Below are 12,816 nucleotides of genomic sequence, written 5' to 3'. Positions count from 1 at the left end.
TGTCGAGGAAACGGTTGAAGCCCCGGGCCAGATCGCCCAGTTCGTCCTGGCGCGTATCGTCCAGGCGATGGCTGAGGTCGCCCGCGCCACCGCCGATCTGCACCAGCGCCGCCGTGACCTGGCGGATTGGCCGCACCAGACCGCGCGCCAGCAGCACCACCAGCAACAACGAGATCAGCGCCACGCCGCCGCCGATCAGGCAGGTCTGCCAGACGGCCTGGCGCGCCTGGGCGTAGATCTCGGCTTCCGGCACCTCGGCCACCAGCGTCCAGTTCAGGTCGCGCAAGGGCAAGCCCAAGGCCAGGTAGTCCTCGCCATCACGTTGGAAACGGCTGCTGCGCAGGCCCTCGCCGCCCACCAGCACAGCCTTCGCCGCCTCGACGTCCAGCTGCTCGGCAAGTTGACGCTTGCCGCTGAACTGCTGGTCGGGATGCACCTGGATCAGCCCGTCGTTGCGCACCAGGAACACCTTGCCGTGCTCGCCGAAGCTGAAGTCGTGGATCAACTTGGACAGCTCGGTCATGCGCAGGCCCATGCCTGCCACGCCCACCAGCTGACCGGCCTTTTCCACGCGATAGTCGATGAACAGCGCCAGTTCCCCCGTGGAGCCATCGATATCGATGTTCAACATGCGTTCGGCGCCGCTGTCGATGTAGCCGTAGAACCAGTTGTCCTTGGGGTTGGCGCGGCTGAGGGTGCGGTCCAGGCCTTTTTCGTTGTAGTAGTTGCCGCTCACCGTGGAGGCGAACAGGGTAGTGAAAGCATGGTTGCGCTGTTTGGCGGCATCGAGGTACTCGATGAACGCCGGTAACGCAGCGGGGTCTTCGCCGGCAGCCAGCCAGTCACGCAGGAGGGTATTGCCGGCGATATCCGCAGCCGCCACCAGCGGGCGGCCGAGCATGCGCTCGATATCGTTGCGGATGGCTTCGATGCTGGCCGGCAAGGCCGTGTCCACCAGGTAGCGCTCGGTGAGGCGGTTGAGCGCCATCGTGTAGATCGCCACCACCACCAGGATGCTCGCCAGCAGGGCGGCGCCCATGCTCGCGATCAATTGCCATTGAATGCTCCGCCGCCAGATGCGCATGTGCCACTCCCCGATAATTATTGTTTTTCGGGAAGTGTATACACTTAAGTATCCAGTTATTCCAGTGATCTGCGACAGGCTGGACACCCCCGTCGCCGGACAAGCCCTCTCCCACGAAGCCCCGGCGATGACATCCGTCAGACGTCGGAGACGGCCCTGCTGATGGCATCGACCGTGGCGTCGATCTGCGCCTGGGTGCGCTCGAGGGTGCGGTCGTGCTCGCGCTGCAGTTCGATCTGCCTGGAGCACAGGTTCAGAGCGGCCAGCACCAGCAGCTTGTCGCCGATCAAGGTCGGGAAGCTGCGCTTGGTCTCGGCCAAAGCGACATTGAGCATGCGCACGGCCTGATTCAGGGTTTCTTCCTGACCCTCGGGGGCCTTCAGCGAATAGTCGTTGCCCAGGATGGACACGACATTGATCGGCTGCGCTTGCAGTCTCATGCGTTCACGACACCTGCGCTGGCGCGCTCGACCAAGGCCTGGATGCGCGCGGCGGTAGCACCGTGCTTCTCTTCCTGTTCCATCAGCGACAACTGCAGGCTGTCGTTCTCTTCCTTGGCTTGGGCCAGTTCCTGGCTGAGGCTGGCGTTCTGTTCGGCCAGCTGCGCGTTCTTGTGCATCAGGTCGCTGACCAGTTGCTCGAGTTGATTCAGGGAAGTTTCCAACATGCGTCTATCTCGGTTGTTGCAAAGGGCGCACACGATAAGGAAAAACCGCCGCCCCCGCCATTAAATATCGGATTCAAAGGGTGTTTGCCGGGTTCAGGTTGACCCAGGATCGCCGTCCTTGTTCCGACCTGGATCAACCACTGGTCAGGAAAATCGTTAGCTGCCTCACAATTTCGTCAGTTCACCCTCAAGACTGTCCGGTCACGACCGATAGGCATGCAGGTCTTCTTCCGTCGCATGGATCGCGGCACCTCCTCTGCCTTGGAAACCGCCTCCATGTCCCTACGCAATATGAATATCGCGCCCCGCGCGTTGCTCGGTTTCGCCGTGATCGGCGTGCTGATGCTCGGCCTGGGTATCTTCTCGCTGATCCAGATGGGCAACATCCGCCAGGCCGGCGTGACCATCGAGCAAGTGAGCGTGCCCAGCATCAAGACCCTCGACGAGCTGACCGCGCTGAACCTGCGTCTGCGCACCCTCTCCTATCGCCTGCTGCTCAACCGCGAGCCGGCCACCCAGCAAGACACCCTGCGCCTGCTGGACGAGCGTAACGCGCAGATCGACAAGGCCCGCCGCGCCTACGAGCCGCTGGTGACCGCCGCCGACGAGAAGGCCGCTTTCGACCAGTACGGCGTGCTGCTCAACCAGTACCGCCAGCTCGAGGCGCGCATGCGCAGCCTGAGCCAGGCCGGTGACCTCGATGCCCTGCGTGACCTGCTCAACCGCGACCTGCTGGAGAACTCCGAGCAGATCAACAAGATCATGGACGCGCTGGTACGCATCAACACCGACCAGACCAGCGCCACCAATGCCCAGGCGGCCGACCAGTACAGCGGCGCCTTCGCCCTGGTCATCAGCCTGTTGGTTGCGGCCACGGTGCTGACCTTGCTGTTCGCCTTCCTGCTCACCCGCAGCATCGTCAAGCCCATCGACGAGGCGCTCAAGGCCGCCGAGCAGATTGCCGAAGGCGACCTGACCCACAGCATCCACACCGACGGCACCGATGAGGCCGCGCGCCTGCTCCAAGCCATGGCCAAGATGCAGGACAAGCTGCGCGACACCCTGCAACTGATCGCCGGCTCCGCCACCCAGCTGGCCTCCGCCGCCGAAGAGCTGAACAGCGTCACCGACGAAAGCGCCCGTGGCCTGCAGCAGCAGAACAACGAGATCGAACAGGCCGCCACCGCCGTCACCGAAATGACCAGTGCCGTCGAAGAAGTGGCACGCAATGCGGTCAGCACTTCGGAAGCCTCCAGCGAAGCCAGCCGTTCGGCTGGCGATGGCCGCGACCTGGTACTGGAGACCGTGGGCGCCATCGAGCGCATGAGCGGCGATGTGCAGGCCACCGCCAAGCTGATCGCGCACCTGGCCGAGCAGTCGCGCGATATCGGCAAAGTGCTCGATGTGATCCGTGGCCTGGCCGATCAGACCAACCTGCTGGCGCTCAACGCCGCCATCGAGGCCGCCCGGGCCGGCGAGGCGGGCCGTGGTTTTGCCGTGGTCGCCGACGAGGTGCGCGCCCTGGCCCACCGCACCCAGCAGTCCACCAGCGAGATCGAACGGATGATCGGCAGCATCCAGGGCGGTACCGAGCAGGCGGTGGACTCGATGCGCACCAGCACCGAGCGCGCCGAATCGACCCTGAACATCGCCCGTGGCGCAGGCCTGGCGCTAGACACCATCGCCGGCGCGGTGGCGCAGATCAACGAGCGCAACCTGGTGATCGCCAGTGCCGCCGAGGAGCAGGCCCAGGTGGCCCGCGAGGTGGACCGCAACCTGGTGAACATCAACGACCTGTCGGTGCAGAGCGCTACCGGGGCACATCAGACCAGCGCGGCGAGTGCCGAACTGTCGCGTCTGGCGGTGGATTTGAACGGTTTGGTGGCGCGATTCCGTACCTGACCTTCACAGTCATCGCGGGGCAAGCCCGCTAGTACTTTGCCCCGGCTGTATGGACCGGACACATGGTGGACACGTGTGCGGAGACATGGTTGACACTTTTCGGCAAGCAATCTGCCGGGAATACGACCATGCCTTGGAACGCGAGAGATGCCATGAGCTTAAGAGAAGAGTTCGTTAGCCTGGCCAATCACCCGGGCGCCAATATGAGGGAGCTATGCCGCCGGTTCGGCATTAGCCCTCAGACGGGTTACAAATGGCTCAATCGATTTCGACAGGAGGGCTTGCTCGGCTTGAAGGAGCGCTCTCGAAAGCCAGCCGTCAGCCCTCGCAAGACTCAGCCTGGGCTAGAAGAGGAAGTGATTGCCATCCGTAAGGAGCACTCCACGTGGGGTGGCCGAAAGATCAGTCACCTGCTTGATCAGCGCATCTGTGCCAGTACCGTAACCAATGTCCTGCATCGGCATGGATTGATCACCGCGGAGGCCTCCGAGGCGGCTAAACCATGGACACGCTTTGAGCGCGAAGCCCCGAATGATCTGTGGCAGATCGATTTTAAAGGTTTCTTCCAAACGGCTCAGGGACCTTGTTATCCGCTGACGCTGATTGATGACCACTCACGCTTTAACCTTGTGATACAGGCCTGCACACATCAGCGCACAGGGTTGGTCATGGAGCACCTGACCGATCTGTTCAGCCGGTATGGACTGCCCGTGCAGATCAACGCGGATAATGGCTCGCCCTGGGGGGCGCCAAGAAATCCCGGAGAACTCACACCGCTAGGTATCTGGCTGGTTCGTCTGGGAATTCGACTGACTTTCAGCAGGCCAGGCCACCCACAAACCAATGGCAAGGATGAGCGATTCCACCGGACGCTCAAGGCCGAGGTACTAACCGGGCGCAGTTTTCGGGATCTGCGAGAAGCGCAAGAAGCTTTCGACCTCTGGCGGGGCATTTACAACTACAAGCGTCCTCATCAGCAGTTGGGCTACAAAGTACCGGCAGATCGCTACCAGATGAGCAGGCGGGCTTTCCCAAGCCGTCTACCGCCCGTTGAATACGGTCCCGATGATATTTTGGTGAAACCCTACAGCAGTCAGTTCCGCTTCAAGAAACGCTCATTTCGGATAGCCAAGGCGCTAGCAGGCTATGTGTTGGCGCTCCGCCGCAGCGATCAAGGGCCTGACCATTTTGATGTTTACTTCTGCCAGCACAAGCTGCGAACCATCGACTTCAACAACCCCGACGGTAAGCGATAATGTGTCCACCATGTCCCCGCACATGTGTCAGCGATGTCTCAAGTCCATACACCCGGCTTAATGGCATCAGACCCAACCCTGATGCCATTCGCAGCGTCAGCCGGCAAAGTCTCTTCGTCGTCAATTGTGAAGACACGATCGTTGGAAATTCCACCAGTTACTCCGACTGGACTTTCTCTGCGCAGCCCCAGCACTGCCCTTGCATTGGTGCTGACACTGTCCTTGACATACTGCCAGAGCTCCGTTCGGTTCTCCCAGACCGCCTTGGCAATTCGAGTCCCTGCTCCCGCTGCCAGCAGAGCAGTCCCGGCATTGGCAACATAGGTTGCCGCCGCCACCCCGGCCAACCCCAACCCTGCTGCCACCACACTGGTGGCGGAGCCAGCCAGGGCAACCCGTGTGGCGTTCACCGCCAACGTCCCCTTGGGCTCGGGTCCCAACAACAATGCCAGCGGGGAGGCAGCATGCAATGCGATGGTCCCGGAGCGCTGAATGATCTGCGAGACCAAGGCAGAGTAACCCCCAGTCGGATCAATCCGGTTCACCGGATCTCCCGCACAATACATGTACGCGTTGATGCCGCCCTCGTCGAACGGACTCAACGCGTCAGGTTCTTGGAACCGCATCAAGGCAGGACTGTACCGACGGTGCCCATTGCCCAGCGGATAGCGATCCATCCGGGGGTCACGAGGCTGGCCACAGAAACCTGTCATCGGGCTGGTCAGTGACGTTAACGCCCCATAGGGGGTATAGCCGCGACCGGAAAAACCAATGCCGTCGAAGGGGGTGTACCGTTTGTCACAGGCAAGCAAGTAGGTAGGCATTGTCCACAGTTCTTCGCCGAGAGTGCCATCCGAAGATTGGCAGCGCTGCGGCGGTAGTGGAACTGCCAAAAATATCAGGTGCCCCATGCAACCAAGGCCGCTTTGCGGCCCCCCCAATGCAGATCAATACTCGATCCGCACATCCCCCTTCGGCACGCTGCAGCATGACAGGATGTAGCCCTCGGCCTCGTCCTCCTCGGTGATCCCGCCGTTGTGCTCCATCTCCACCTCGCCGCCCAGCTTGAGTACCTTGCAGGTGCCGCAGATGCCCATGCCACAGGCCTTGGGGATCATCAGCCCGACCTTGGCCGCCGCCGCATGCACGGTCTCGCCCGGGGCCACGCGGATGCTCTTGTCGCTGCCGACGAACTCCACCAGGTTGAGGTCGGCCACATCCACTTCCGGTGCATCGGCAGCCGCTTCGGCATGCTCCACCGCGTCGGCCTTGGCCTCCGGCGGCGTCGCGCCGAACGACTCCTCGTGGTAGTTCTTCATGTCGAAGCCGACCGCCTCGAGCATGCGCTTGACCGCGCTCATGTAGGGCGTGGGGCCACAGCAGAAGATCACGCGTTCCAGGTAGTCCGGGGCGATCAGCTCCATCAGGCGCTGGTTGAGGTAGCCGCGATAACCCGCCCACGGCTCACCCAGCCCATGCTTCTCGCAAATGATATGCAGGCTGAAGTTGGGGATGCGCGAGGCCATCTGCTCCAGCTCGCGGTGGTAGATGATGTCTTTCGGCGAGCGGGCGCTGTGTACGAACACCATGTCGACATTGGCGTTGGTGTCGTAGAACCAGCGGGCCATGGACATCACCGGGGTGATGCCGACGCCGCCGGACAGGTACAGCGTCTTGCCGGCCGGAAAGTCGATGGCGTTGAACAGCCCCACCGGCCCATGCACCGGCAGCTCAGCGCCTTCGTGCATGGTGTCGTGGAGGAAGTTGGAGACCAGCCCGCCCGGTACGCGCTTGACGGTGATCGAGAAGCTGTAAGGCACCGATGGTGAGCTGGATATGGTGTACGAACGCATCACCGGCTTGCCTTCTATCTCCAGCTCCAGGGTGACGAACTGCCCGGGCTTGAAGAAGAACATGATCGGCTGGTCGGCCATGAAGCAGAAGGTGCGCACGTCCCAGGTTTCCTGGATGACCTTGACGCAGCGCACGATGTGGCGGCCATTGGCCCAGGTCTGGGTGGTAACCGGATTGAGGAAGGTATCGGACATGTTCATCTCCAGCAGCCGACTGTCGGCCTTTCTTATGGCTCCGATAATGCGCATAGCGCCGTCTACGTACATTCCCATCCGCGACATCGGCGTGCTTATCGCGACCAGCCCCGCGCTACAAGGGCTGGCGCGTCGGAATTCGATGCGGCCATGTCGCCCGTGGATATGGTCCTTTCCCGGCCCGGACGCACACTCCTCGGCAAAACAACACGCTGTTCATCCAACGACAGCCTTGCGGCACTACAACAACGATTAGCCACTTCAGCCGGCCGCACGCGGCCACGAGGACCACACGATGGACGTCACCGCAACCCTGAGCCTGGGCGATCCACTGGAACCTGCACGCAAGGCAACCGCCGAGATGCTGCAGACCCGCGAGCGCACCTACTCGCTGCCGCAACCGTTCTACTGCGATGAGCGCCTGTTCCAGATCGACATGCAGGAGATCTTCCACAAGGAGTGGCTGATCGCCGGCATGGTTTGCGAGATCCCGACCAAGGGCAACTACATCACCCTGCAGATCGGCAAGAACCCGATCATCGTGATACGCGGTGCCGAAGGTAAAGTGCATGCCTTCCACAACGTCTGCCGCCACCGCGGCTCGCGGCTGTGCGTGAGCGACAAAGGCAAGGTGGCCAAGCTGGTCTGCCATTACCACCAGTGGACTTACGAACTCGATGGCCGCCTGTTGTTCGCCGGCACCGAGATGGGCGCCGACTTCGACATGAAGGACTACGGCCTGAAACCGGTGAACGTGAAGGTGGCCGGGGGCTACATCTTCATCAGCCTGGCCGAGAATCCACCGGCCATCGACGAGTTCCTCGCCACGCTCGACCACTACATGGAACCGTACGACATGGAAAACACCAAGGTGGCGGTGCAGACCACCTTGATGGAAAAGGCCAACTGGAAACTGGTACTGGAGAACAACCGCGAGTGCTACCACTGCAACGGCTCGCACCCAGAATTGCTGAAGACCCTGCTGGAATGGGACGACACCAACGACCCCCGCGCCAGCCAGGAATTCAAGGACCACGTCGCCGCCTCCGCCGCCGCCTGGGAAGCCGAGAAGATCCCTTACCTGCACAAAAGCCACGGCCTGCGTAACCGCATCGTGCGCATGCCGCTGCTCAAGGGCACCGTGTCGATGACCATGGACGGCAAGGTGGCGTGCAAGAAGCTGATGGGGCGCATCAAGAACCCGGACCTCGGCTCGATGCGCATCCTGCACCTGCCGCATTCGTGGAACCACTGCATGGGCGACCATATGATCGTGTTCACCGTGTGGCCGATCAGTGCCCAGGAGACCATGGTCACCACCAAGTGGCTGGTGCACAAGGATGCGGTGGAGGGGGTGGACTACAACCCTGAAGAGATGCGCAAGGTGTGGGATGCCACCAATGACCAGGATCGGCGGTTGGCGGAGGAGAACCAGCGGGGGATAAATTCAACGGCTTACCAGCCGGGGCCGTATTCGAAGACTTATGAGTTTGGGGTGGTGAATTTTATTGATTGGTACAGCCAGCGGTTGTTGAACAATCTGGGGGCGGAGCCGGCGGCTTATTTGAGAGAAGTACAGGCTCAATAAGGTAGTAGAAGGGCACAGTCAACTACTTTTCCCAAAGGGCTGCGTTGCGGCCCTTTGAATGGCGCGGGTTTACACAGGGTCACGCATATCAATCGCTTAGATCGCTTGTTTTATGCCATTTTGCTTTGGGGACTTCTAGGTGGGAAAAATCTATACCGGCTTCCTTCAGGCACATGGCCTAGTTTACGTCTTCGCCCATGCAGCCTAATATGAATCAAGGCACCATTCGAAAGTCACTGCCGAACCTCGCCCATCTTAGAGGAAGGCCAAGTGCCTAATCGAGGACGTTCATAAGGTATTGAATCATTCGAGCCACTCGAATCAATTGAATCAATTGAATAATTAAAATAATTTCCTTCATAACTTTCTCCGAATGGAATCATACCACTATCGTGCGAAGGCTCCTTAAACATCTCAACGTCAACTTTACCTATATAAATACTCAGCTTTTTGATACCACCTTCAACCCTAGACTTGTACCCTTGAACATTACGAAGTTTAGCCTCCAACGGAACAAGTGCCGCTAAAAGGTTATGATGCGCTATTTCAAATTTCCGTTTGTCCCTCCTGGCTATATCAAGGAAGTATTCAGCATCCCCGACTCGACCTTCCACATCTAGCTGGCTGAGGCTCAATTGCTTCCGAACGGACTTTGCGTAAGAAAAGACTTCATGCATAGCCCTAACAGAAACATCCGATAAAGCACCGGACTGCCTGAGGTCATGCATAGATCCTGCTTTACTTCTTTGACTCCCAGAATGGTCCTGCCAGTTAACTGGACTCCCCTCACAGTATGCATAGGCGTTGATCCCCCCTCGTTCAAACGGACTTATACGATCCGGGGAATTAAAGCGCATCAGCCATGGGCTATACACTCGATAACCATTACCCAGTAAATACCTTTCCAAGCAACCATCAAAGTATTGCCCTGTATAGCCAAAATCCCCCCCCCAACCTGGGGTCGGTTATAACCATAGGGCGTATAAGTAACACATTGCAAAAGTCCTTGAGTGAGGGCTATCACTCTACTCGACTGATGGTCGCCCCCCAAAATAATCGATGGTCGCATTCTATACCTCCAAATAATTAACAGCAGACCGCCTGCGATACTTTACAGACTAGAAAGTTCCTATTCCATCCCTGATTGAAGCCTGAGAATCCTGAAGTTCGGCAGCGGGAGGGAATTGAAAGACAGTAACTGGAACTCCATCTTGCTGTGTAAGGATCATTTGAGCTAAATTCACGGCCTCGCCAACGGTAGTTGCTCTACGATCTGCAATATTTGGTTCTCTCCGATTGACTATCACCTGATTAGGAGACGGTGGCGGCGTACCACTGCGAGCAGCCATACGCTCCCTAAGCCAGCGATAAGAATTCATCCCGAAGTGACCAAGCTGATCAGCGAAAAACACTAGCGGGGCTAGAACTGTCGTCACATCAGCTACAACACCCCCTTCGTCACCTCTTTGATATTGATGAATTCCAGCTACCTCTCCCCATAATGCAAGAGTTCCTGCTGCAGCCAGACGGGCATGGTCTGTATAACTAATATGCTCTCCTGTAATTTTTTTATTAACATAATCAAGCCCCGTCGCAGCTAAAGTTAATCCATTTGCTGCTATTGTGACATGGTGTGGAAGCCAGCCAGCTTGCCCTGTAGGGTCTATCTTGTTAATAGGATCACCTTGACAGTAGGCATAACTATTCACTCCACCTGTCCCAAACGGGCTCATCACATCAGCAGAAAAAAACCGCATCAACGACGGGCAAAAAGCGCGATGACCATTACCCAGCAGGTAACAGCCCAATTCGACCTCTCGCAGTTGGCCAGTGAACTCCGTCATAGAGGGCTCTTGCGGCGCGGGGCGCCAGCCATAGGGTGTGTAGGCGATCGCTGTCCGGCCAGAAGAAGTCATTCTTGAATGTGGGCTTTGCAGCCTGTCTACGCCAAGCAAACTTTTCCTGGCCATGTGCTTATTCTCACGGGGGTTGATTGGGGCCAAACTAGCATTGCCGTTGTGCTGCGAAAACTGACAAAAATGCCAGGTATCCCTCTGGGAAAGCGCCTAATCGAAGGGTTTTTATCCACAGTCCCTCAAGTAGGCTGGGTGACGTAGTTTGAATGACAAGGATTTTTTAATTGATCAAAAAACAACCAGCCTCATCCAACCCTTTGAAATCTAGGTACTGTACGAAAAATAATGTCGTAAACACCGCCGCCAGCAAGCCAGCGTTACCATAGCAACGAAGCTTTCTGCTAGCTTGCAATAGGCGGCGGTGCTCCTTCAACCAACCAAACAGCCGTTCGATAGCGTTCCGCTGCCGATACTTGGGCTTGTCAAACAGGCGCGGTAAGCCCGGCTTCGGCTTGCGCTTCATGTCACGCAGCGGAATAACCGGCTGTATCCGATAGCGGTCGCAGTATTGCCGCAAGGATTCTGCGTCATAGCCTTTGTCGGCCAGGAGCCAGCGGCAGCGCTTGCGTGGCCTACCTCGATTCGAGGGGATGTGGATACCGTCCAGCAGTCGCTGAGCATGGGAGATGTCGCTGGCGTTACCCGCTGAGAGCGTGAAGTGGAGTGGGATGCCACGGACGTCACTGACCATGTGAATTTTCGTCGTCAACCCGCCCCGGCTTCGTCCAAGTGCGTGGTCCGTTGGCTCTTCAGCCCCCTTTTTTGCCTGCTCCGGCAGAGGCACGGGTGGCCCTCACGGCGGTTGAGTCGACGCACCAGGTGGTCAAGTCAATCTGGCCCTGTGCATTGAGTTTGAGGTGTAACCGCTTGAGCAACTTGTTGAAGGTTCCTTGGTTTCGCCAGTCCCGAAATCGTTGATAAACCGTCGACCAAGGCCCGAATCGTTCAGGCATGTCCCGCCAGGTTGCACCGGAGCACAGCACCCACAACACGCCGTTGAGCATCAAACGATCGTCAACTCTTGGGCGTCCTTTACGTCGATGTGCTGCGAAGAAGTCCGCGACTATTTCCCATTCTGCGTCGGAAAGTTCGTATCGCTTGGCCATGGCAGAATCCTTCGCCTAAAAAGCGAGACTCTACGGAAAATCAGGCTTCCAGAGGCTCCGGTGAGGTTTCAAAGGTTTTCATACAGAACCTAGGGTTGGTAACCTGGAGCATTGCCGAACTCCGACAGACTGCCGTCAGACCACGTCAATATCGTCAACATTTATTGCGGCATCAGCATCTCCCCCAGCAGTTCCTTCATCTCCCCGACGTATGTCATTTTTATGTTTATTTAGGTGCGCCTTTTTTCTCGCCCTATCTAAATCGACACCATTAACGTAACCATCTATCGTAATGGCTGTAAGTCCGGTAATCATCGCCACGCCCTTTACAACGTCCGCATCCCAGAGTCGGTCCTGGCGCATATGCACCTGAAAATTATTGCTGGGATCTGTAATCGCCGGCGCAGATCTTTTAGTAATTTCGGCACCTGCCAGAAAGGTGAGGGTCGATACCTTCAGGGCAGTACTGGTATATTCGGCATATTTCAAAGGGTCTGACCAAGGGCGACTTGACCCCGTGACCAGCTTCTTCCATTGCTTCAATCCAACATTGATAAATTCCAACGATATTTTCGCTGCGAGGTAATAGGAAACTATCTCTACTGCAAATCTGCCACTTGAATCGACTAGATTTATCGGGTCTCGCTGACAATAGGCATACGCATTAACCCCTCCTTTTCCAAAAGGGCTGAGTCTGTCGGGAGAGCACAGGCACATGAGTACCGGACTGTAGACCCTATGGCCATTGCCCAGCAGATACCAATCTGATGCAGGTTCGCGCAATTGGCCGGTGAATCCCAAGCTAGGTTTCTCTGTCAGCTTGTACCTGTGACCGTATGGTGTGTATGCGCTAATGCTGTTATTGGTACCAAACCGAGCGAGCGGACTGTGAAGGCGGTCAGTTGCCAATAGCGTGCTAGACATTACCCGCAACTCCTACTCTGAAAAGGCAGTCGATAGGGGCGAGCCTGCCCCGCGGCGCTGCATCACGCCGACTGGAAGCACGCTATCACCGACGTGCATTTGTGATAACTGTAAAAAATGCCAGGCCAAGGGCAAGCTTCTTGACCTTCAGCCCCCCTTTTTATCCACAAGATGCCTATGTGGCGGCTGCTAGCCGACCGATCAAAAGATGATCAAGTTTATGAGCGCCGCGCAAATAAAGGTCTGTAGCACTCGTCCAACATGTTATCCACAGAGGCGCCAACAGCATTTGCGGGCAAGTAGCTGCTAAAGGTATCCAATCCAG

10 protein-coding genes and 5 pseudogenes are annotated in these 12,816 nt (G+C 57.9%); 4 read left to right on the top strand and 11 right to left on the bottom strand.

The features are described 5' to 3' along the window. Positions 1 to 10: 10 nt before the first annotated feature. The 3 genes and pseudogenes from KSS90_RS25805 to KSS90_RS01730 all read right to left on the bottom strand — a co-directional run. Positions 11 to 988 (bottom strand): annotated as a pseudogene (locus KSS90_RS25805) (cache domain-containing protein); the annotation flags it as partial. A gap of 233 nt (positions 989 to 1,221) precedes the next feature. Further along, complete coding sequence (locus KSS90_RS01735; RefSeq protein WP_217867998.1) at positions 1,222 to 1,524, bottom strand: cell division protein ZapA; 303 nt, start codon at positions 1,522 to 1,524, stop codon at positions 1,222 to 1,224. After that, positions 1,521 to 1,751, bottom strand: coding sequence for a hypothetical protein (locus KSS90_RS01730; RefSeq protein ID WP_011536153.1), 231 nt, complete (start codon positions 1,749 to 1,751; stop codon positions 1,521 to 1,523). Before KSS90_RS01730 ends, KSS90_RS01735 begins: the two co-directional genes overlap by 4 nt. A 216-nt stretch (positions 1,752 to 1,967) precedes the next feature. On the opposite strand from KSS90_RS01730, the pseudogene KSS90_RS25800 reads away from it, so the two are divergent. The 3 genes and pseudogenes from KSS90_RS25800 to KSS90_RS01720 all read left to right on the top strand — a co-directional run. Further along, positions 1,968 to 2,798, top strand: a pseudogene (locus KSS90_RS25800) (MCP four helix bundle domain-containing protein); the annotation flags it as partial. After that, a complete protein-coding gene (locus tag KSS90_RS25795) occupies positions 2,781 to 3,653 on the top strand; it encodes a methyl-accepting chemotaxis protein (RefSeq protein ID WP_371918340.1) in 873 nt (290 codons plus the stop codon). The pseudogene KSS90_RS25800 and the gene KSS90_RS25795, both read left to right, overlap by 18 nt. Before the next feature lie 128 nt (positions 3,654 to 3,781). Next, positions 3,782 to 4,909, top strand: coding sequence for an IS481 family transposase (locus tag KSS90_RS01720; RefSeq protein WP_217869717.1), 1,128 nt, complete (start codon positions 3,782 to 3,784; stop codon positions 4,907 to 4,909). 38 nt (positions 4,910 to 4,947) lie between these two features. On the opposite strand, the gene KSS90_RS01715 is transcribed toward KSS90_RS01720, so the two are convergent. Both KSS90_RS01715 and gbcB read right to left on the bottom strand, forming a co-directional pair. Beyond that, positions 4,948 to 5,733 carry an RHS repeat-associated core domain-containing protein gene (locus KSS90_RS01715; protein ID WP_225933120.1) on the bottom strand — a complete coding sequence of 262 codons (786 nt, stop codon included), beginning with the start codon at positions 5,731 to 5,733 and terminating at the stop codon, positions 4,948 to 4,950. A 123-nt stretch (positions 5,734 to 5,856) separates the two neighbouring features. Then, complete coding sequence (gbcB, locus tag KSS90_RS01710) at positions 5,857 to 6,957, bottom strand: glycine betaine monooxygenase reductase subunit (protein WP_217867995.1); 1,101 nt, start codon at positions 6,955 to 6,957, stop codon at positions 5,857 to 5,859. Positions 6,958 to 7,252: 295 nt separating this feature from the next. Here gbcB and gbca point away from each other — a divergent pair, with 295 nt between their 5' ends. Further along, complete coding sequence (gene gbca, locus KSS90_RS01705; RefSeq protein WP_217867994.1) at positions 7,253 to 8,545, top strand: glycine betaine monooxygenase oxygenase subunit; 1,293 nt, start codon at positions 7,253 to 7,255, stop codon at positions 8,543 to 8,545. Positions 8,546 to 8,778: 233 nt separating this feature from the next. Here the strand turns inward: gbca and KSS90_RS01700 are convergent, their stop codons facing one another. The 6 genes and pseudogenes from KSS90_RS01700 to KSS90_RS25530 form a co-directional block, all read right to left on the bottom strand. Further along, on the bottom strand, positions 8,779 to 9,273 hold the full coding sequence (locus tag KSS90_RS01700; protein WP_225933210.1) for a hypothetical protein: 495 nt from the start codon (positions 9,271 to 9,273) through the stop codon (positions 8,779 to 8,781). A 36-nt stretch (positions 9,274 to 9,309) separates the two neighbouring features. Beyond that, positions 9,310 to 9,477: pseudogene (locus KSS90_RS25725) on the bottom strand (RHS repeat-associated core domain-containing protein); the annotation flags it as partial. A gap of 186 nt (positions 9,478 to 9,663) precedes the next feature. After that, a complete protein-coding gene (locus KSS90_RS01695) occupies positions 9,664 to 10,461 on the bottom strand; it encodes an RHS repeat-associated core domain-containing protein (protein ID WP_225933167.1) in 798 nt (265 codons plus the stop codon). Between the two features lie 264 nt (positions 10,462 to 10,725). Further along, positions 10,726 to 11,567, bottom strand: a pseudogene (locus tag KSS90_RS01690) (IS5 family transposase). A gap of 135 nt (positions 11,568 to 11,702) precedes the next feature. Next, positions 11,703 to 12,131 carry a hypothetical protein gene (locus KSS90_RS25535; protein ID WP_225933209.1) on the bottom strand — a complete coding sequence of 143 codons (429 nt, stop codon included), beginning with the start codon at positions 12,129 to 12,131 and terminating at the stop codon, positions 11,703 to 11,705. Between the two features lie 60 nt (positions 12,132 to 12,191). Continuing rightward, positions 12,192 to 12,491: pseudogene (locus KSS90_RS25530) on the bottom strand (RHS repeat-associated core domain-containing protein); the annotation flags it as partial. Positions 12,492 to 12,816 lie beyond the last annotated feature (325 nt).

Source organism: Pseudomonas maumuensis (assembly GCF_019139675.1).
In the GTDB taxonomy this organism is placed as follows: domain Bacteria; phylum Pseudomonadota; class Gammaproteobacteria; order Pseudomonadales; family Pseudomonadaceae; genus Aquipseudomonas; species Aquipseudomonas maumuensis.
The sequence above is the reverse complement of the archived record's forward strand: the minus strand, read 5'-3'. Positions and strand labels throughout refer to the sequence as shown.